15 protein-coding genes are annotated in these 19,422 nt (G+C 66.6%); 9 read left to right on the top strand and 6 right to left on the bottom strand.

The features are described 5' to 3' along the window. Positions 1-14 precede the first annotated feature (14 nt). The 5 genes from lpxB (at position 15) to HUT07_RS12925 (ending at position 7,742) form a co-directional block, all read left to right on the top strand. Positions 15-1,217 (top strand): lipid-A-disaccharide synthase, encoded by a 1,203-nt coding sequence (gene lpxB, locus HUT07_RS12905; protein ID WP_254898935.1) that lies wholly within the window; start codon positions 15-17, stop codon positions 1,215-1,217. Then, complete coding sequence (locus HUT07_RS12910; RefSeq protein ID WP_176021260.1) at positions 1,214-1,885, top strand: ribonuclease HII; 672 nt, start codon at positions 1,214-1,216, stop codon at positions 1,883-1,885. The genes lpxB and HUT07_RS12910 overlap by 4 nt, the downstream gene beginning before the upstream one ends. 267 nt (positions 1,886-2,152) lie before the next feature. Further along, positions 2,153-5,731, top strand: coding sequence for a DNA polymerase III subunit alpha (gene dnaE / locus HUT07_RS12915; RefSeq protein ID WP_176021261.1), 3,579 nt, complete (start codon positions 2,153-2,155; stop codon positions 5,729-5,731). A 58-nt stretch (positions 5,732-5,789) separates the two neighbouring features. Next, on the top strand, positions 5,790-6,653 hold the full coding sequence (locus HUT07_RS12920; protein ID WP_176021262.1) for a hypothetical protein: 864 nt from the start codon (positions 5,790-5,792) through the stop codon (positions 6,651-6,653). Positions 6,654-6,782: 129 nt separating this feature from the next. Beyond that, the gene (locus tag HUT07_RS12925) at positions 6,783-7,742 is read left to right on the top strand and encodes an acetyl-CoA carboxylase carboxyltransferase subunit alpha (RefSeq protein WP_176021263.1); all 960 of its coding nucleotides are present in this window, start codon (positions 6,783-6,785) and stop codon (positions 7,740-7,742) included. Positions 7,743-7,832: 90 nt separating this feature from the next. Here HUT07_RS12925 and HUT07_RS12930 read toward each other — a convergent pair whose 3' ends face one another. Next, positions 7,833-10,496 carry an autotransporter outer membrane beta-barrel domain-containing protein gene (locus HUT07_RS12930; protein ID WP_217706641.1) on the bottom strand — a complete coding sequence of 888 codons (2,664 nt, stop codon included), beginning with the start codon at positions 10,494-10,496 and terminating at the stop codon, positions 7,833-7,835. Positions 10,497-10,631: 135 nt separating this feature from the next. Continuing rightward, positions 10,632-11,087, bottom strand: a complete 456-nt coding sequence (locus HUT07_RS12935) for a CopD family protein (protein WP_176022551.1) — start codon at positions 11,085-11,087, stop codon at positions 10,632-10,634. Positions 11,088-11,235: 148 nt separating this feature from the next. Here HUT07_RS12935 and HUT07_RS12940 point away from each other — a divergent pair, with 148 nt between their 5' ends. Beyond that, positions 11,236-11,832: a class I SAM-dependent methyltransferase gene (locus HUT07_RS12940; protein ID WP_176021265.1), complete on the top strand. Its 597-nt coding sequence runs from the start codon at positions 11,236-11,238 to the stop codon at positions 11,830-11,832. Positions 11,833-11,918: 86 nt separating this feature from the next. Continuing rightward, positions 11,919-13,226: a polyhydroxyalkanoate depolymerase gene (gene phaZ / locus HUT07_RS12945; protein WP_176021266.1), complete on the top strand. Its 1,308-nt coding sequence runs from the start codon at positions 11,919-11,921 to the stop codon at positions 13,224-13,226. Positions 13,227-13,432: 206 nt separating this feature from the next. Here the strand turns inward: phaZ and HUT07_RS12950 are convergent, their stop codons facing one another. From HUT07_RS12950 to HUT07_RS12960, 3 genes are all read right to left on the bottom strand, one after another. After that, on the bottom strand, positions 13,433-14,410 hold the full coding sequence (locus tag HUT07_RS12950; protein WP_176021267.1) for a sensor domain-containing protein: 978 nt from the start codon (positions 14,408-14,410) through the stop codon (positions 13,433-13,435). Then, positions 14,407-14,772, bottom strand: a complete 366-nt coding sequence (locus tag HUT07_RS12955; protein ID WP_176021268.1) for a PadR family transcriptional regulator — start codon at positions 14,770-14,772, stop codon at positions 14,407-14,409. Before HUT07_RS12955 ends, HUT07_RS12950 begins: the two co-directional genes overlap by 4 nt. A gap of 94 nt (positions 14,773-14,866) precedes the next feature. After that, positions 14,867-16,336, bottom strand: a complete 1,470-nt coding sequence (locus HUT07_RS12960; RefSeq protein WP_176021269.1) for a hypothetical protein — start codon at positions 16,334-16,336, stop codon at positions 14,867-14,869. A gap of 130 nt (positions 16,337-16,466) precedes the next feature. Between HUT07_RS12960 and HUT07_RS12965 the strand changes: the two genes are divergently transcribed. Then, positions 16,467-17,369: a peptidylprolyl isomerase gene (locus tag HUT07_RS12965; RefSeq protein ID WP_176021270.1), complete on the top strand. Its 903-nt coding sequence runs from the start codon at positions 16,467-16,469 to the stop codon at positions 17,367-17,369. A 112-nt stretch (positions 17,370-17,481) separates the two neighbouring features. Here the strand turns inward: HUT07_RS12965 and HUT07_RS12970 are convergent, their stop codons facing one another. Then, on the bottom strand, positions 17,482-18,354 hold the full coding sequence (locus HUT07_RS12970; RefSeq protein WP_176021271.1) for a DMT family transporter: 873 nt from the start codon (positions 18,352-18,354) through the stop codon (positions 17,482-17,484). 116 nt (positions 18,355-18,470) lie between these two features. Here HUT07_RS12970 and HUT07_RS12975 point away from each other — a divergent pair, with 116 nt between their 5' ends. Then, the gene (locus tag HUT07_RS12975; protein WP_176021272.1) at positions 18,471-19,415 is read left to right on the top strand and encodes a LysR substrate-binding domain-containing protein; all 945 of its coding nucleotides are present in this window, start codon (positions 18,471-18,473) and stop codon (positions 19,413-19,415) included. Positions 19,416-19,422: the final 7 nt, after the last annotated feature.

The following is a 19,422-nucleotide window of genomic DNA, read 5'->3' on the forward strand; positions in this document are numbered from 1 at the left end:
TTTCGTTGGCCTCGATGGCCGGCAGCGTACCTGCCCATCGGGTGCTGAGCGATCGCCCGTTGCGGATCGCGCTGGTCGCAGGTGAAGCCTCCGGCGACCTGCTCGGCGCGGGCCTGATACGCGAATTGAAGGCCCGCTTCCCGCATGCCGAATTCGCCGGCATCGGCGGCGATGCCATGCGCAGCGCCGGCTGCCAGACCTGGCACGATGCCAGCGAACTGGCGGTGATGGGCCTGACCGAAGTGCTGCGTCACCTGCCGCGCCTGCTGAAGCTGCGTTCGGCCTTCCGCCAGCGTGCGCTGGAGTGGCAGCCGGATGTGTTCATCGGCATCGACGCTCCCGACTTCAACCTGGGCATCGAACGCTGGCTGAAACAGCGTGGCGTGCGCACCGTGCACTACGTCAGCCCTTCGGTATGGGCATGGCGCGAGAAACGTGCCGAGAAGATCGGCAGCAGTGCCGACCTGGTGCTGTGCCTGTTCCCGATGGAACCACCGATCTACGCCAAGCATGGCATTGACGCGCGTTTTGTCGGCCATCCGATGGCCGATGACATTCCGCTGCACGTCGACCGTGATGCAGCCCGGATCGAACTCGGCCTGCCCGCCTCGGCCAAGGTACTGGCCGTACTTCCCGGCAGTCGCCTGGGGGAGATCTCCAAGCTCGGCGAGGCCTTCTTCGAGGCCGCCTGGCAGGTGTCCGAGCGCATTCCCGGCCTGCACGTGGTGGTGCCGGCGGCCAATGCGGCCTGCCGTCGCCTGATCGAGGAGCAGCTGTCACGTTCGGCGCTGCCGGTGGCCTATTCACATGTACTGGATGGCCAGGCGCGCAGCGCAATGATCGCCGCCGACGTGGTGGTGCTGGCCTCCGGCACCGCCACACTGGAAGCGATGCTGGTGAAGCGACCGATGGTCGTCGGCTACCGGGTCAACGAGCTGACGTACCGTCTGGTGAAGGCGTTGGGGCTGATCAAGGTCGACCGCTTCGCGCTGCCCAATATCCTTGCCGGCCAGGATCTGGCGCCTGAGCTGATGCAGCACGACTGCACGCCCGAGAAACTGGCCGCCGCCGTCCAACAGTGGTTCGACCACCCACAGCGGATCGCCGACCTGCAGGGCACCTACGCGCGCCTGCATGAACGCCTGCGCCGCAATGCCTCGGCGCGCGCAGCCGATGCTGTCGGCGAACTGCTGGTCCGCGGCCAGGAAAAGGCATGAGCCGCCGCCATGCCGCAGCGGCCAGCCTGGCCCTGTTTGATGGCGCCGCGGTGATCGACGCCGACCACCGCATCGCCGGTGTCGACGAAGCCGGCCGGGGACCACTGGCTGGCCCCGTGGCAGTGGCCGCGGTGGTATTCGATCCGCAGCGGCCACGACTGAACGGTCTGGATGATTCCAAGCAGCTGACCGCGGCCCGCCGCGAGCAGCTGCATGACCGCATCCTCGACCGCGCCCTGGCCTGGCACGTGGTGCTGGTGGACGTGGAAGCCATCGATCGACTGAACATCTATCAAGCCACGCTGCAGGGCATGCGCGATGTCGTCGCGGCGGTGGCCCATGTGGCAGGCTTCGCCCGCATCGATGGCAACGTGGTGCCCAAGGGCCTGGTGCTGCCGGCGCAGGCGCTGGTCGGCGGCGATGGCATCGATCGCGCGATCATGGCGGCCTCGATCCTCGCCAAGGTCTCGCGCGACCGCTACATGCTGGACCTGCACGCACGCTATCCGCAGTACGGCTTCGACCAGCACAAGGGCTACGGCACCCCGGCGCATCTGGCCGCCCTGCGTGAGCACGGTCCGTGCGCTGAGCACCGGCGCAGCTTCGCCCCTGTGCGCGAGTGCCTGGAAGCGCCGCCGGCTGTGGCCGCCTCCATCGCGATCGCCTGAACGGCCGCTGCAATCCGGCTGGGGAAGAGTCCCCCTGAGTCAGGGGGACGCGCCAAGGGCGCAGGGGTCTGGAAGCATGCTGAGACGGGGCCCGCGGTTCGCCTGCGAACCGTGGGAAGCGATAGCGCGAATGCGATATCGCCCACCGTCAAGCCTTGTCGCAACCCCCTGCCCTCGCTACCCTGACCGGGCACTCCAGCGCTTCCCGACCCCGGCGACGATTCCCGCGTCTGCACCCGGGGCCTGCGCGCTCCAACCTGGTCCGGCATGTCCAACTCCCGCTTCGTACATCTCCACGTCCACACCGAGTTCTCGCTGGCGGACTCCACCATCCGTGTGCCGGCCAAGCCGGACCAGGCGGACCCGAAGAAGGCCAAGCAGGCCAACCTGCTGTCGCGCTCGGTCGAACTCGGCCTGCCTGCGCTGGCGGTGACCGACCTCAACAACCTGTTCGCCCTGGTCAAGTTCTACAAGGCCGCCGAAGGCGTGGGCATCAAGCCCATCGCCGGCGCCGACGTGATGATCGCCGAGGAAGGCCAGGACCCGTGGCGGATGACCCTGCTGTGCCGCGACCGTGAGGGCTACCTGAGCCTGTCGCGGCTGCTGACCCGGGCATGGATGGAAGGCCATCGCCCCGAAGGCGGCGTGGCCGTGCACCCGGATTGGCTGAAGGCCGGCAACGCCAGCCTGTTCGCGCTGGCCGGCCGTGACAGCCTGGCGGGTCGCCTGGCCCTGGATGGCAAGCACGACCTGGCCGAACAGCAGCTGGCCGACTGGCAGCGCGTGTTCGGCGATGGCCTGCACCTGGAGCTGACCCGCACCGGTCGTGACGGCGAAGAAAACTTCAATCAGTTCGCGCTGATGGCGGCTGGTCAGCGCGGGCTGCCGGTGATCGCCAGCAACGATGTCCGCTTCCTGTCGCCGTCCGATTTCAACGCGCACGAAGCGCGCGTGTGCATCTCCACCGGCCGCGTGCTGGATGACCCCAAGCGCCCACGCGAGTACAGCGACCAGCAGTACCTGAAGTCGGCCGAGGAAATGTGCGCGCTGTTCGCCGACATCCCCGATGCGATCGACAACACGCTGGCGCTGGCGGAGCGCTGCAACATCGAGATGCGATTGGGCACCTACTTCCTGCCCGACTATCCGGTGCCCGACGAGGAAACGCTGGACAGCTGGATCCGCAGCGAATCGCGCAAGGGCCTGGCCGCACGCCTGGAAAAAAACCCCATCGCGCCCGGCATGACCGCGCAGGATTACAGCGACCGCCTCGAGTTCGAGCTGGACACCATCATCAAGATGGGTTTCCCCGGCTACTTCCTGATCGTGGCGGACTTCATCCAGTGGGGCAAAGCGCAGGGCATCCCGATCGGACCAGGCCGTGGTTCCGGTGCCGGCTCGCTGGTGGCGTGGGCGCTGCAGATCACCGATCTGGACCCGCTGCCGTACAACCTGCTGTTCGAGCGCTTCCTCAACCCCGAACGCGTGTCGATGCCCGACTTCGACATCGACTTCTGCATGGACCGCCGCGACGAAGTCATCGACTACGTCGCGCGCAAGTATGGTCGCGAGCGGGTCAGCCAGATCATCACCTACGGCACCATGGCGGCCAAGGCGGTGGTGCGCGACTCCGGCCGCGTGCTCGGCTTCCCCTATGGCCTGGTCGATGGCGTCGCCAAGCTGATCCCGAACATCCTCGGCATCTCGCTGAAGGACGCGATGGGTGAAGGCAAGGACAGCGAGATGGCCTCGCCCGAGCTGATCCAGCGCTACCAGAGCGAGGACGATGTCCGCGACCTGATCGACCTGGCGCGGCAGCTGGAAGACCTCACCCGCAACGCCGGCAAGCACGCCGGTGGCGTGGTCATCGCGCCCGAGCCGCTGGCCGAATTCTGCCCGCTGTTCGCCGAACACGATGAGGAAGGCCGCGGCAAGAACCCGGTCACCCAGTTCGACAAGAACGACGTGGAAGAAGTCGGCCTGGTGAAGTTCGACTTCCTCGGCCTGCGCACGCTGACGATCATCGACTGGGCGGTGAAGGCGATCAACAAGCGCCACGAGCGCGCCGGCATTCCGCCGGTGGACATCACCCAGCTGCCGCTGGACGATGCGCCCACTTACAAGGACATCTTCGCCTCGGGCAATACCGGTGCGGTGTTCCAGTTTGAATCCTCGGGCATGCGCCGCCTGCTGAAGGATGCCAAGCCCGACCGGTTCGAAGACCTGATCGCACTGGTGTCGCTGTATCGCCCAGGCCCCATGGACCTGATTCCCTCCTTCGTCGACCGCAAGCACGGGCGCGAAGACGTGGAGTATCCCGATCCGCGCACCGAGCGCATCCTGCGCGACACCTACGGCATCATGGTGTACCAGGAGCAGGTGATGCAGATGGCGCAGATCGTCGGCGGCTACTCGCTGGGCGGCGCCGACCTGCTGCGCCGTGCGATGGGCAAGAAGGTGCCGGCGGAAATGGCCAAGCACCGCGAGATCTTCCGCGAAGGTGCGGCCAAGGATGGCGTCGGCGAAGCCAAGGCCGATGCGATCTTCGACCTGATGGAGAAGTTCGCCGGCTACGGCTTCAACAAGTCGCACGCTGCCGCCTACGCCCTGGTCAGTTATCAGACGGCCTGGCTCAAGCGCCATTACCCGGCCGAGTTCATGGCCGCGACGCTGTCTTCGGACATGGACAACACCGAAAAGGTGGTCGGCTTCCTGGACGAGGTGCGCAACCTCGGCCTGACCGTGCTGCCGCCGAAGGTGAACCAGTCCGCCTTCATGTTTGAAGCATCCACGCCGGACACGATCCAGTACGGCCTGGGCGCGATCAAGGGCGTCGGCCAAGGGGCCTGCGAAGCGGTAGTGGACGAGCGCCTGCGCGGCGGCGACTACACCGATCTGCTCGACTTCTGCACCCGAATCGGTTCGGCCAAGCTCAACCGGCGCACGCTGGAAGCGATGATCAACTGCGGTGCGCTGGATGAGCTGGGCCACAACCGTGCCTCGCTGATGCTGCAGCTGCCGGAAGTGATCAAGGCCACCGAACAGATGGCGCGCGAGCGTGCGTCTGGCCAGAACTCGCTGTTCGGCGGCCCCGAGCCGGGCGTGCAGGCCATCCATCTGGAGCTGCAGGAAACCGACGAATGGCCGTTGCTGCAGCGCCTCAACGGCGAGCGCGACACGCTGGGCTTCTACCTCAGCGGCCACCCGTTCGATCCCTGGCGCGATGACGTGCGCGATCTGGTCGGTACCGACCTCGGCTCGGTGGAAAAGATCTGGAGCGCCAACAGCAATACGGGGGGCGGCGAAAAACGCTGGCGCCCCGAAGTGCAGACCGTGCTTGCCGGCCAGGTGGTCGGCGTGCGCCGCAAGGGCGAGAGCCAGATCTTCATCCAGCTGGAAGATGGTCGTGGCCGCGTCGAATGCAGCGCGTTCTCCGATGCCATGGCCGAGTTCGGCCACCTGATGACCAAGGACCGGATCCTGGTGGTCAAGGGCGGCCTGCGCGAAGACGAATTCAATGGTGGCTTCGCACTGCGCATCCGCCAGTGCTGGGACTTCGACGAGGTCTGCGCGAACTACGCCACGCGCCTGTCGCTGCGGCTGGACCTGCGCCAGCAGCGCCCGGTATGGGAGCGCATCGACGCCCTGCTCGATCGCCATCGCCCCGGCCGCACGCCGCTGCGCCTGGACCTGTTGCTGAAGGGCCCGGACGGCGGCATCGCCGGCATGCTCGATGTTTCCGGGCAGAGCGCGGTGCGTGTCGATTCCAAGCTGATGGAGGCGCTGCGCGCCGAACCGGCCGTGCGCACGCTGAAGGTGCGCTACAGCCCGCCATGGGCCAGCTGAGGCTGGCCCGACTCCGTTTCCGTTTTCCCGCTGCATACGTCAAGGACGATTGCCCGCAATGAAGAACCTGTTGTTGCCAATGGTGGCCGCGCTTGCGCTGGCCGGCTGTTCCTCCAAGGTCGATTTCGAGATCGACAACCCGACCGATGCGCCGCTGGCGATCAGCATCGACGGCAAGGACCTGCCGGTCGCCGCACATGCATCGCGGCCGATCAGCCTCGCTGCTGGCGAACATCATCTGCATACCGACCGCCTGGGCGACGTGCGCTTCATCGTCTACGCCGATGGCCGCGGTGGCCTGATCAATCCCAGCCTCAGCGAATACGTGACCGCGCGCGAGATCTATGTGACCGGCGAGGACAAGCTGAAGAACTTCGGCGTCAGCGGCCTGGGCATCGAGCTGGGGGGTGTCGAGTTCAAGGGACCGTTCGAAAAGCACCATGGCCTGTTCATCGACAAGACCTGGAACTTCGGTGTCCGCGAGCCGTTCCCCGACGAGCAGGTGGTTGCCCACGTGGATTCGACCGGTGGCAGGATCAGCACCAAGATCTTCACCGCGCCGGAATTCATCACTTACATCGAGGCCAGCATGGGCGAACCCGGTGCCTACAAGCGCGAGCAGCCCGCCGGCTACGTGGCCCCGGCCTACACGCTGGAACCAGCGCCGGCGCTGCCCGCGCTGGACCCGGCCTTCGAGGCCCATGCCGGTCCCGTGCGCGACATCTATGCCCGCTGGCTGAAGGCCAGCACGGCCAGCGAGCAGAAGGCCCTGCGCAAGGAAGACTTCCAGGCGCAGATGGCCTTCACACAGGCGACCATGACACTGGGTGCGAAGCTGCCGGTGGCGGCCAACCAGGCCTACAACGACTTCGTGACGATCCGCAGCACCGAAATGGCGCGCAGCGCGCTGGTCCTGCCCTGAACCGGCGGCCGGCGGCCCGACTGGCGCCGCCGGCCCCCACTGCGCTACCGTCGGTTTCCAGACGAAGGCGTACGGGCCGTTCCTGCGCATTCGGCTAGAATTCCCCTCTTCTTTACACGACGGCTTCCGATGAATCCGAACTACCTCGACTTCGAGCAACCCATCGCCGACCTGGAAGCCAAGATCCAGGAACTGCGCAACGCCAGTGCCGGGCCGGCGGTCAATGTCGAGGCCGAAGTGCACGCGTTGCAGGACAAGCTGCGCGTACGCACCGCACAGATCTTCCGCAACCTGACCTCGTGGCAGGTGCTGCAGCTGGCACGCCACCCGTCGCGCCCGTACACCGCCGACTACATCCGCGTCATCTTCGATGAGTTCCAGGAACTGGCCGGCGACCGTGCCTTCGCCGACGACAAGGCGATCATGGGCGGCCTGGCCCGTATCAACGGTCGCTCGGTGATGGTCATCGGCCACCAGAAGGGCCGCGACACCAAGGAAAAGATCAAGCGCAACTTCGGCATGCCCAAGCCCGAGGGCTACCGCAAGGCGCTGCGCCTGATGAAGATGGCCGAGCGTTTCGGCCTGCCGGTGCTGACCCTGATCGATACCGCCGGCGCCTGGCCGGGCATCGACGCCGAGTCGCGCGGCCAGTCCGAAGCAATCGCGCGCAACCTGATCGAGATGGCCGAGCTGAAAGTGCCGATCATCTGCACCGTGATCGGTGAAGGTGGCTCCGGCGGCGCGCTGGCGCTGGGCGTGGGCGACCGCACCGTGATGCTGGAGTACGCGGTGTACTCGACCATCACCCCGGAGGGCTGCGCCTCGATCCTGTGGAAGGACGCCGGCAAGGCCAAGGACGCCGCCGAGCAATTGGGCCTGACCGCGCCGCGCCTGAAGGGCCTGGGCCTGGTCGACAAGGTCGTGCGCGAGCCGACCGGCGGCGCCCACCGCAACCCGACGCAGATGGCCAAGCGCCTGAAGGCCGTGCTGCTGAACGAGCTGGAGGCGCTGGATGCGCTGTCCACCGAACAGCTGCTGGACCAGCGCTACAAGCGCCTGCGCAGCTACGGCACGTACGAAGCGGCGTGATCGCTTCCTGACGTCGGATACAAAAAAGAGCCGGGCGGATGCCCGGCTCTTTTCATTCGTGCTGCCGTTACGGCCATGCGCGAACCGGCCCTACCAGCGCCAGGACAAGCCGAGCTCGCCGCGCACTTCCCGATACTTCCCGCTTCCCCGCGACGCACCAAATCCACCCCAGGCGGCAACGCGCTCCCCAAGGCTGATAGTGACGCCGGCCATCAGATCGCCTTGATCACGGGGCAGAAGTGCAGACAGCTGGCGCTGATCGAATGCCATGCCGCCCCGTGCGCCCTGGTGGTACCAGTCCAGTGACAGGTACGGACTCACCGATGCCGTGGCGGTTGCGGCAGACTGCCCCTGCAGGCGCAGTCCCAGCCGCGTGGATACACCTTCATTGCCATACGTCTGCACCTGTGTGCCGTTGCGCTCCACGTGCCGGCGACCGCCCACTTCGTGATACTGCACTGCCAGCCGTGGCAGCATGGACCACTGCATCGCGCCGGTCTGGCCCAAGGCAACCCGGTAGCCCACCTCGATGCCTGAAAGGGTACTACGCCCCCGCAGCTGCTCACGGTCCAGGCCCTGGCCATGCACTCGTCCCTGATACTGTCCCTGCTGCACGATGGCATCCAGATAAGCGCGCCCGTCAAGCACAGTCCATCCCAGCTCCACGCCAACCGCCGCCGCGCGCACGCGCCCCGAAGCGCTGAATCCGGTAAGCCGGGATTGCGTCTGGTGGGTTGCATATCCCATCGTTGCCTGCACACCGACACGTGCCCGGCCTTCGGCAAAGCTCATCAGATCCGTTCCCATCTGCAGCCGGTTGCGCTGACCTCGTACGTCCAGCTGTGACTGTACCGGCGCCAGGCGATACTGGCCGTTCTCCCAGCGCGCCCAAGCGGCGGATGAAGCATCGCCACGCTGCTGGCGATCTGCCGGCGTCGTCAACTGCACTGCGGCCAGCTGGTTGGCCAGATAGGCGCCCACTTCCGGGCGCAGAATGAACCGGCCGGGCGGCTGGATGCCATCACCTGGCGGCAGATCCGGAGTCCCGGCGCCGGGCGGCTGGCCCGGCCCCACGTCGCCGCCATCCTCGTCCGGCGGCGCGCACGCATGCGGATCGACGACACACGGCTCCTGCGCCTGCAGTTCCGAGCGCAGGTACCATCCGCCATCGGCAGAATCATGATGCAGGAAGTACTCGTACTGACCGCCCACCGCGCGCCCGCCCAAGGCCAGCGAGGCCCCCGAGCGACCGCCCACGCTGACCACCTCGATGCCGTGTGCGGTTACCGCTCCGCGGCCACCCGCATTGTGTACGTACAGCGTGCCTTGCCCGCTCAGATCACCGTCGACGCGGACATGATCGGTGGTCGACAGGTCACCCTCCAGTGCCGTGTCGAGCACGATGCGTCCGTCCTGCAGCTGCAGGTCGCCCAGCACGTGCAGACGATCACCAGCTTGGCCGTCTGCCAGCGACAGAGTACTGTCCTGCAGGTGGAGCTGGTCCAGGACACCGCCCCCTGTCATGTCCCAACGGCTGCCAGCAGCCATCGCTACCTGCACGTTGCTGCCGGCTTCGCGCTGGACGCCGCCACGCAGACGGGTACCGGCCAGCTGCAGCGATGCACTCGCGTTTGCTGCCAGACTGAGCAGCGGGCCAGCGCCGCTGTGCTCAAGCTCGCTTCCGCTGGCGCTCAATGCCAGCACCGAACGCTCGCCCAGCCGCAGCGTGCTGCCGCCATCGGACACAATGCGTGCGTCGGTCAGGGTCGCGCGCAGACCACTACCGGTAAGGCGCAGATGGATGCTTGCGTCGCGACCATGCAGCAGGCCGCCATGCATCGACAGTGTGTTGTCGGCACCGCCGTCGATACGCAGTGCCTCGCCCGTTTGGGCAAGCACGCGGGCGTTGACCATGCCCAGCCGCAGCCCGGTACCTGCCGGCATGCGGTCGCGGTCTTCGGCCAGAATGCCGACAGTGCCTTCGCCGCGCGCAATGATCGAACTGTCCTGCACATGCAGCTCAGGGCTGTACAGACGGGTGGGATGGCCTGGCGAAGTCCACAACTGCGACACCGCGTGTATGCCGACCGCACGCGCGCCCTCCACATCCACCAGACTGCCCAGTACCTGCACCTGGCCAGCCCACTGGCCTATCCCGATGGAGGCTTCGCCGGCGGTGGTGATCGTCGTCCGGTCAAGTTCGATGCCCGAGTTGACGCCGGTGACCAGACCGACACCCGCGCGCCCTTCGATGTCGATGCGGCTGCTGCGCAGGAGAAGACGATTGTTCCGCACCAGCTCGCCATTGGCCTTCGGCAGCGTGACACCGGCATTGATGCCCACCGTGCGCTCACCTGCCATCTGGATGCGCAGATCATGCAGATCGGCACCCACCGGGTTCGGTGAGGAGAACACCACCGCTGAATTGGCCATACCTTCCATCAGGATCTGCACGTTGTCCATGATCAGATATCCGTTCTGATCGCTCTGCATATGCACGCCGATGAAGTTGTTGCGGCGGGTGCGGATGGTTGCGTCATAGGCCTCGAACGACTCACCGATCCACATGTCCTCGGCCAGCACGTCCATGCCGCAGAGATAGGAGATCGGTTTGTGCGTAGGGTCACCGAGCTCGGGATAGGAGGGGCACGGAACACCGATCGGTGCTGCATGCACGGTCGGAACCGTGAAAGCCCCGCTCAACGCCAGCGCGATTGCCAGCGGACGGCGGGAAAGTGGGAAAAAGCTGCGCACACGGATTCCAGCCGGGAAGGCTGACCTCGATCAATGGAGTGGCGCGCAGTCTGGGTTTTGAAAACGCTTCCATCCATACAACAAGTTGCAAATCGCGTCCGCCAACGGCGCCGCTGGACATCGCGGCGCGAATCCTCAGAACGGCTTGGCCAGCACCAGCCACACGATCGGGATGAAGGCCAGCAGCGGAATCTCGTTGATCCAGCGCAGCGCGCGCGAGGACGGCAGGGCCCTGCCCTTGGCCACGCCTTTGAGCAGGCGCCCGGTCCAGATGAAGTAGACCAGCAGCACCACCACCAGGCCCAGCTTGGCATGCAGCCAGCCGGCGCCACCCGGGGCGACCATGGTCGGGAAATCAGGAATCACCTTGTAGCCCAGCCACAGCACAAGGCCCAGCACGAAGGCCAGGCCGAACATCGAATGGCCGAAGCGATACAGGCGCATGCCCATCAGTTGCAGGCGCTCGACCACCGCCGTCTGCCCCGCCGTCTCGGCCAGGTTCACCAGGATGCGCGGCAGGTAGAACACCGTGGCCATCCACGCCACCACGAACACGATGTGGAAGGTCTTGACCCAGTAGTAGCTCTGCATGCGCTCGCTCCGGCGGCTGGCGTGGATGTCCGCCATTCTCGCATGCCATGGCAACGCCGCCCCGCGTGCCACCGCCGCGACACATCGACGCATGGCGTGCTGCAACACCGTACGATAGGCGCCGATTTCACGACTGCACCCGAACGCCATGGACAAGACCTACGACGCCGCCTATTTCCAACGCTGGTACCGCCGCGCCGACATCGGCGGCAGCGCACGCCTGGCGCGCAAGGTCGCCCTCGCCGTGGCCACGGCCGAGTACTACCTGGAACGACCGATCCGCAGCGTGCTGGACATCGGCTGCGGCGAAGGCGCCTGGCGCGCGCCGCTGCTGAAACTGCGTCCGAAGGTCGAATACCTCGGTTTCGACAGCAGCGAGTACGCTGTGCGCCGCTACGGACGGACCCGCAACCTGCACCTGGCCAGCTTCGGCGATTTCGCCTGGCTTCGGCCCTGCGCCCCGGTGGACCTGCTGATCTGTTCGGACGTGATGCACTATGTGCCCAACCGCGAACTGCGCGCAGGCCTGGCCGGGTTGGCCGAGCTGACCGCAGGCGTGGCCTTCCTGGAGACCTTCGCCGCCGAAGATGAATTCGAGGGAGATCATGACGGCTTCCAGTCGCGACCGGCCCGCTGGTACCGGCGCGAGCTGACGCGGCAAGGCCTGCAGGCTGTCGGCTCCCACCTCTGGCTGGGGCCCGCACTGGCCGGTGAAGCGGCCGCGCTCGAGCAGGCCGCACGCTGAATACGGCCATCGAGCCGGCTTAACGTCCGGGACAGTCGGATGCGCTATGCTGCGCGGCAACATAAGACCATACATATTCGGTCGGCATGCTCTATCAACTGCACGAACTGACCCGCAACCTGCTCGCCCCCTGGGTGCACCAGGCCCAGGCCAACGCCAAGTTCTTCGCCAACCAGGGGCACTGGTGGTCGCAGATGCCCGGCGCTGATCGCCTGGCGGCGGTCAATGAGCTGTTCCATCGCATCGGCAAGGATTACGAGAAGCCCGAATGGGGCATCAACGAAATCGAGGTCGAGGGCGAGCGCGTGCCGATTGTCGTGCACGAAGAACTCAACAAGCCGTTCTGCAAGCTGTTGCGCTTCAAGCGCCACAGCAATGAAGCCGACCAGCTGCACACCATGCTCAACCAGCCGTTCGTGCTGGTGGTGGCACCGTTGTCCGGCCACCACGCCACGCTGCTGCGCGATACCGTGCGCACGCTGCTGCGCGATCACCGTGTGTATGTGACCGACTGGGTTGACGCGCGCATGGTGCCCGGCAGCGAAGGCGAGTTCGGGCTGGACGACTACATCGCCTACATCCAGGAGTTCATCCGCCATCTTGGCGTGGAGCGCCTGCACGTGGTCAGCGTCTGCCAGCCGACCGTACCGGTGCTGGCCGCGGTGTCATTGATGGCCAGTCGCGGCGAACCGACACCGCGCACGCTGGTGATGATGGGCGGCCCGATCGATGCGCGCTGCAGCCCGACCGCAGTCAACAACCTGGCCACGCAGAACCCGCTGTCGTGGTTCGAGAACAATGTCATCCACACCGTACCGGCCAGCTACCCTGGCGCCGGCCGTCGCGTGTACCCGGGCTTCCTGCAGCACGCAGGTTTCCTGTCGATGAATCCCAGCCGCCACTTCAGCTCGCACTGGGATTTCTACACAGACCTGGTGAAGGGCGATCTGGAGGATGCCGACGCGCACCGTCGTTTCTATGACGAGTACAACGCCGTGCTGGACATGCCGGCCAAGTACTACCTGGACACCATCTCCGTGGTGTTCCAGGACTTCCTGCTGCCGCGTGGCGAGTGGGTGGTCAACGGCGAGAAGGTCGATCCGTCTGCGATCCGCGATACCGCGCTGCTGAGCATCGAAGGCGAGCTGGACGATATCGCCGGCCTCGGCCAGACCGAAGCGGCACAGTCGCTGTGCACCGGCATTGCTGCTGACCGCCGCGAGCATTTCATCGTCGAAGGCGCGGGCCACTACGGCATCTTCAGCGGCCGTCGCTGGCGCGAAGTGGTCTACCCGAAGGTGCGTGACTTCTTCGCCGCGCATGCCGAAGCACCGGCAGCGAAGGCCACGAAGAAGAAGAGCAACGTGACCCCGCTGCGCCGCAAGGCGGGGTAACTCGCCCTGCTTCCGGTAGTGCCGGCCGCTGGCCGGCATGCTCCTGGTAGATGCCAACCTTGGTTGGCGCTCTGCCAGGCGCTCTGACATCTGATCGTTCGTGCCAACCAAGGTTGGCACCTACCAGAGCTGAGCTTGCCAGACATCCCGATGCCTGATGGATCGTGCCGACCAAGGTCGGCACCCACCAAAGAGCAGATTGCTGCTTACAGCCGCACCAGCAGGTTCTTGGCCAGCATGCCGTGCAGCTTGCCGATGCCGCGTGCCAGGTGCATCGTCAGCAGCAGCAGCAATGCGCCTACCACTGCCAGCACCGGCGTTGCAGCCAGCGGCAATACGTTGGTGCCATCGATGTAGATGCTGGGTACGGTCGCATCGAACAGCGCCGCCACCGGCGACCAGATGAAGGCCAGCGACACCGACAGCAGGGTCACCGCGATGGTGAAGTAGATGATGCCAAGCGGCAGCATCAGCACGAAGTACAGCAGGGTCAGCCAGGTGCGGCCATCGGTGAACATGTCGCCGATGCGCTGCAGCCAACTGCGGCTGCGGTCGGTGTACTGCGGCCGCCGCGGCATGCGCTCGCCCAGCAGTGCTTCCACCAGCCGCCCTTCCAGCAACGCCAGTCCGCGCACCGAGCCGAAGAACAGCACGGTCAACGGCACACCGATGATCAGGATCAGCAGGCCCAGCGACAACGACAGGCCGGTGACCACCCAGGTGAAGAAGAAGATGCCGGTAGCCAGCGACAACAGCATGTAGAACAGCGCGCCGTAGGTGTGCGGATCGGTCACCACACCGAAGAAGCGCGCCAGCAGCGAACGCTGCACGGGCGCTGCCGGCTGCGCCGCCGGTGCCGCACCGCTGGCCTCGGCCGCTGCACGCAGCACCGGGCCCGTGTCGGCCCGCGGCGTACGCAGCGCGCGGTTCACCGTAAGCTCGGTTTCGCGATAGATCTCCGCCACCTCGTCCGGTGCACCGTAGCTGCCGGCGACGTCGGCGATGACCTCGGCTTCGCTGCGGCCGGGCTGCACCGCCAGTTCAGAGCGCAGGTATTCCTCGGCGTCGTACAGGGCGTCCTGCACCATCGCCGGATCGGCACCGTCCAGCGCCGCGCGCAACTGCGCCAGATACTGCGGAATGGTGCTGGGCAGACCGTTGCCTGCCAGGTCCAGGTCGTTCATTGCGGTACCCCCTCCAACACGGAATCGACGGAATCACGGGTGTCGCGCCAGGCCTGGCGCCATTGCTCCAGCACCTCCCGGCCACGCGCGTTGATGCGGTAGTAGCGCCGCGGCGGCCCGCTGCTGGACGGCTCCACATGGCTCTCCAGCAGGCCGGCGCCCTCCAGGTTGCGCAGCACCGGGTACAGCGCGCTCTGCTTGCCACTCAGCACGCCCTCGCCCACGCGTTCCAGCTCCTTGGCGATCAGGTAGCCGTACAGCGGCTCGCCGGCCCGGGCCAGCACCGCCAGCAGGGCCAACGAGACCGTGCCGGCACTGAGCTCCTTCTGGAACTTCTTCAGGTGGACATCGTCGTCGGACATGACCCGCCCTCCACTACGTTGAAGTCCACAGTAGTGCGAAGTTCGGTATAGCGAATGTGTCGTTAGTCATCCTGCCGGTTGGGCACCGGCCAGGTCAGGCTTGGCGGACCGCCTCAGCCAGCCGCCGTGCCATTGCATCGGAGAGGTCGTGCCCACCGTGTTCAAGGCGGGTCAGCAGGGCCTGTCGGCGCGCTGCCGACAGCGGTGAGTAACCCTCGCTCACGCGGAGCCAGTTCTCCACCAGGCGCAGATGCCATGCACGTTCGTCCTGCCTCTGCGGGACCGCATCCAGCAGAAGTTCCAGATGCTGCCACAACGGCATGTGGGGCAGCAGCCGAAGCAGCCCGATCTGGGCCACCGGGGAAGGACCGTCGTGGCAGAACGCCAGCAGCCGGGCGGCGTCCAGCTCGGCTACCCAGTCCGCCTGTGCGTGGGTCAGCAGTTCGTGGATGCTTCGCCCCGGCTCCTCCAGCGCAACGCGCAGCAACGCCAGCCCTGCGCCCCCCTCGGCCCGTACCCAGCCTCGTACACAATTCCGCCGATGGCGCGCCGTCACCCGTGGATACAGCGACCGCAACAGTGCAACGTCCTCAGCGACGGCATGGTCGGCCAACGCTTCCAGCGCCACGCGCCAGCGCCCCGCTGCCTGCTGCGCCAATGCGCTGCGCCACAACTCGATGGCCGGCGTTGCGTGGCGCTGCCGCACCAGAAATGCCGCCAGGCTGCGGACGGCCCGTGCACGATCGAACAGTGCATCCTCGACGAACACGTCGATCCCTTCCGCCTCATGCGCCACCAACGTACGCAGGGCCGACGCGCGCACTTGGCTGGAGGGAGCCGTCAGCGCGCCCCTGCACTGCTCCAGCACCTGCGATGGATCGCCCTCACCGAGAAGATCCTGGAAGGCCATTCGCGCAATGCGCGGATCGCTGTCATGCAGCGCGCGCGCACGGATCGCCACACGCTCCGGGTGGACATCGAAGGCGATCGCATGGGCGCTCAGCCGCGTACGTGAGTCACGATGGACGAGCAGGCCATCCAGCACTGCCCGCTGCGAGGGCGCCGATAGCCAGCCCTCCAGCGTATCCCTGCGCCAATCGGCATCCACCCGCTGCGCATCCTGCAAGCGAACCGCCAGCGGCCACGCTGCCAGCACATCGTCGATGCCACAGCGGGACAGCAGAACTTCCACCACCTGCTGGGCTACAACCCGCACCTCGGGAACCCAGTCATTGCAGCGCAGCAACGCACTGGAAAGCGTCAGACATCCAGGAAGTGCGTCCATCCGCTGCAGCGCCGCCTGACGCGTGCGACCATTGCCGTCGGCGCCGGCGAGAAACAACGCAGCCGCCTGCACTGCGGCGGGTGCCTGCGGATGGGCCTGAAGGCAATCCAGCAGCTCACTGTTCCGCGGCGCCCACCAACTGCGTCGGCGGCCATCGAGATCGACGAGCATCCCTGGCGACTGTGCATGCAGCCAGCCGGCACCGTCTTCGTCGGGTTCGATATAACCTTTCAGATAGCCATCGACCATCGCCTGCAGCTCGGCCCCTGGAACCAGCATTGGCATTTCGTGCGTCCATGCAAAGGAAGCACATCGTGCCGCAGGGGCGGCGCGACAGCCAGTCTGCAGGATTGGCGCAAGAGCAGCGACTCGCGCAGAATCGAGGCCTCGTTCATGCTCCGGGGATCCCATGCCGCACCGTCGCTGTCTTGCCCTGACCGCCCTCGCCCTGGCCTGCCTGCTGCCCTCGCTGGCCAGCGCGGCCACGCCCTACCGCAGCCCGCAGCAGATCCTGGATGCCTCGGCGGCCAGCGACTGGCGCACGCCCGACGCGGCCAACCTCCTGTACATGGACCTGCCGGCCGGACGGGTGATCATCGAGCTGGCACCGCAGTTCGCCCCGCGCCATGTGGCCAACATCCAGACCTTCGCCCACGAGCACTTCTGGGACGGCACCAGCATCTACCGCTCGCAGGACAACTTCGTGGTGCAGTTCGGCGATGCCGACGCCGATGACGCAGCCAAGGCCAAGCCGTTCGGCAGTGCTGCGCGCAAGCTGCCGGCCGAGTTCGAGCGCGCCAGCGCCGGCCTGAAGGTGAGCGTGCTGCCCGACCGCGATGGCTGGGCCGCGCAGACCGGCTTCGTCGACGGCTTCCCGGTCGGCCAGGACCCGCAGGCCGGCAAGGCCTGGCTGGCGCACTGCTACGGCATGCTGGGTGCGGGCCGCAGCAACGAGGAAGACAGCAGCATCGGTGCAGAACTCTACGTGGTGACCGGCCAATCGCCGCGCCAGCTGGACCGCAACATCACCCTGGTTGGTCGCGTGCTGAAGGGCATGGAGCTGCTCAGCGCGATCCCGCGTGGACCGGCACCGATGGGCTTCTACACTGACCCGAAGCTGCGCACGCCGATCGTGTCGATCCGCCGCGCCAGCGATGTGCCGGTGGCCGAGCGCACGCCGATCCAGGTGCTGCGCACCGATTCGAAGACCTTCGCCGATACGGTCGAGGCGCGTCGCAATCGCGTGGATGATTTCTACAAGCGCCCGGCGGGGCATATCGACCTGTGCAATATTCCGGTACCGGTGCGGTAGCGCCGGGCCACGCCCGGCGAGCGTGGCGGCGGGTTGGCATTGCGAAGCGGAAAGCATCCACGCGTGGCGTGGATCTACCGTAGAGCCGAGCCAGGCTCGGCTGCAGGATTCATCAGCCCTTCTGGCTCACCGCCACGCTGCCCAGAATCAACGCACCGGCAATCAACATCTGCAGCGTCACCGGCTCGCCCAGGAACAGCCAGGCGAACGCCGCACCGAACAGCGGCACCAGATAGGTCACCGTTGACGCACGCGACGGGCCGATGCGACCGATCAGGCGATAGAACATCAGGAAGGCGAATCCGGTGCAGACCACACCCAGTGCGATCGCCGCACCCCATGCCTTGCCCGGAATCGGGCCCTGCGGCAGATGCGTGAGCGCCATCGGCAACAACCACAATGAGGCGCATGACAACGTGGCAGCGGCGGCCGCAGCCGACGGCAGACCGGTCATGTGCCGCTTCACCAGGTTCACGCCCAGACCGTACAGCAGGGACGCCGCCGCACCGGCCAGCACCGCGGTACCAATGCTCAGGCCCGAGATCTTGGCCGTGGCCAGCACAACCACGCCGGCAAAGCCGACCAGCAATGCGCCGGCGCGGCGCACACCGATCTTCTCGCCGAAGAACAGGAACGCAATCAACGCGGCGAACAGCACCGTCATCGCATTGCAGATCGCTCCGATGGCCGCAGGTGCGCTTTCGGCGGCGTAAGCGAACAGCACGAACGGCAACGCCGAATTGACCAGACCGATCGGTGCCAGCCACAGCCAGCGGCGCGGCGGGAACTGCGCGCGGGCGCGCCACAGGAACGGCAGCAGCACCAGTGCGCCCAGCACCAGCCGCACCTCGACCAGCGCGAACGGGCCGAACGAGGGCACCGCCACGCGCATGAACAGGAACGAGCAGCCCCAGATCGCGCCGAGCAGGGTCAATTCCAGCGGTGTGCGCCAATCACGCTCGGTCGCCTGGGGTATCGCATTCATGTGCTGTATCCGTCTGTCGTCTTGGCGCTGGGCTGGCCACACAGGATCGGCCGCAGACGCCTGCTGCACAAGCGCGTAGTATCGCTGCCAGCCACAAATATGGCTTGAGGCTGGACATGCTGCTACGCCCTTCCCTGCTCCCTGCGCTGGCCGTTTTCGCGGTCGCCGCGCGCCATCAGAACTTCGCCCAGGCGGCGCAGGAGCTGCACCTGACCGCCAGCGCGGTCAGCCACCATGTGCGTCGCCTGGAAGAGGTGCTGGCCACGCGCCTGTTCCTGCGCCATGCGCGCGGCGTGCGCCTGACGGCCGAGGGCCGGCAGCTGGCCGACGCCGCCAGTGCGGCGTTCACCGATGTCGCAGCCGTCGCCCACCATCTGCAGCCGGACGCGGACAGCGTGCCGCTGCGGATCGCTACGCTGCGCTCCCTGTCGTATTGCTGGCTGCTGCCACGGCTGCCGCGTTTCACCCAGGCCCATCCGCACATCCGCATCGAGCTGCACACCGGCAGTGGCCTGGACCGTTACGACGAAAACGGCCCGGAGGTCGGCATCCGCTATGGACTGGGCCAATGGCCCGGACTGCACGCGCAGCACCTGATGGACGACAACCTCTTTCCTGTTGCGTCGCCGGCGTTGCCCGGTGTCGAAGCACTGCAAAACCCGGCACGCATCGCCGAACTGCCGCTGCTCAGTGATCTGTCACCACAGGGGTGGCGCGACTGGTTCCGCCACGCCGGCGTGCGCCCGCCGTCGCCGTTGCCGGCGATGCACACCTTTGCCGACAGCACCGACGCGATGCGCGCGGCGGTGTATGGCATGGGCGCGGTGCTGGCACGCACCCACGTCGCCCAGCCCTATCTGCAGCGCTATGAGCTGGTGCGCCTGCCAGGCCCTGCACTGAAGGCACGCTACGCGTACTACGTGGTGCATGCCGAAGGACGACCACCCAGCCCTGCCGCGCGGCTGTTCATCGACTGGTTGCTGGGCCAGGCGCAGGACGAACGCACGCCGGTTCCCGCGTTGCCCGACAGCCTGCTGGGGCGCCCGGGCACGCCCGGCTGACTGCGCC

It is taken from the genome of Stenotrophomonas sp. NA06056 (assembly GCF_013364355.1).
Taxonomy (GTDB): Bacteria; Pseudomonadota; Gammaproteobacteria; order Xanthomonadales; family Xanthomonadaceae; genus Stenotrophomonas.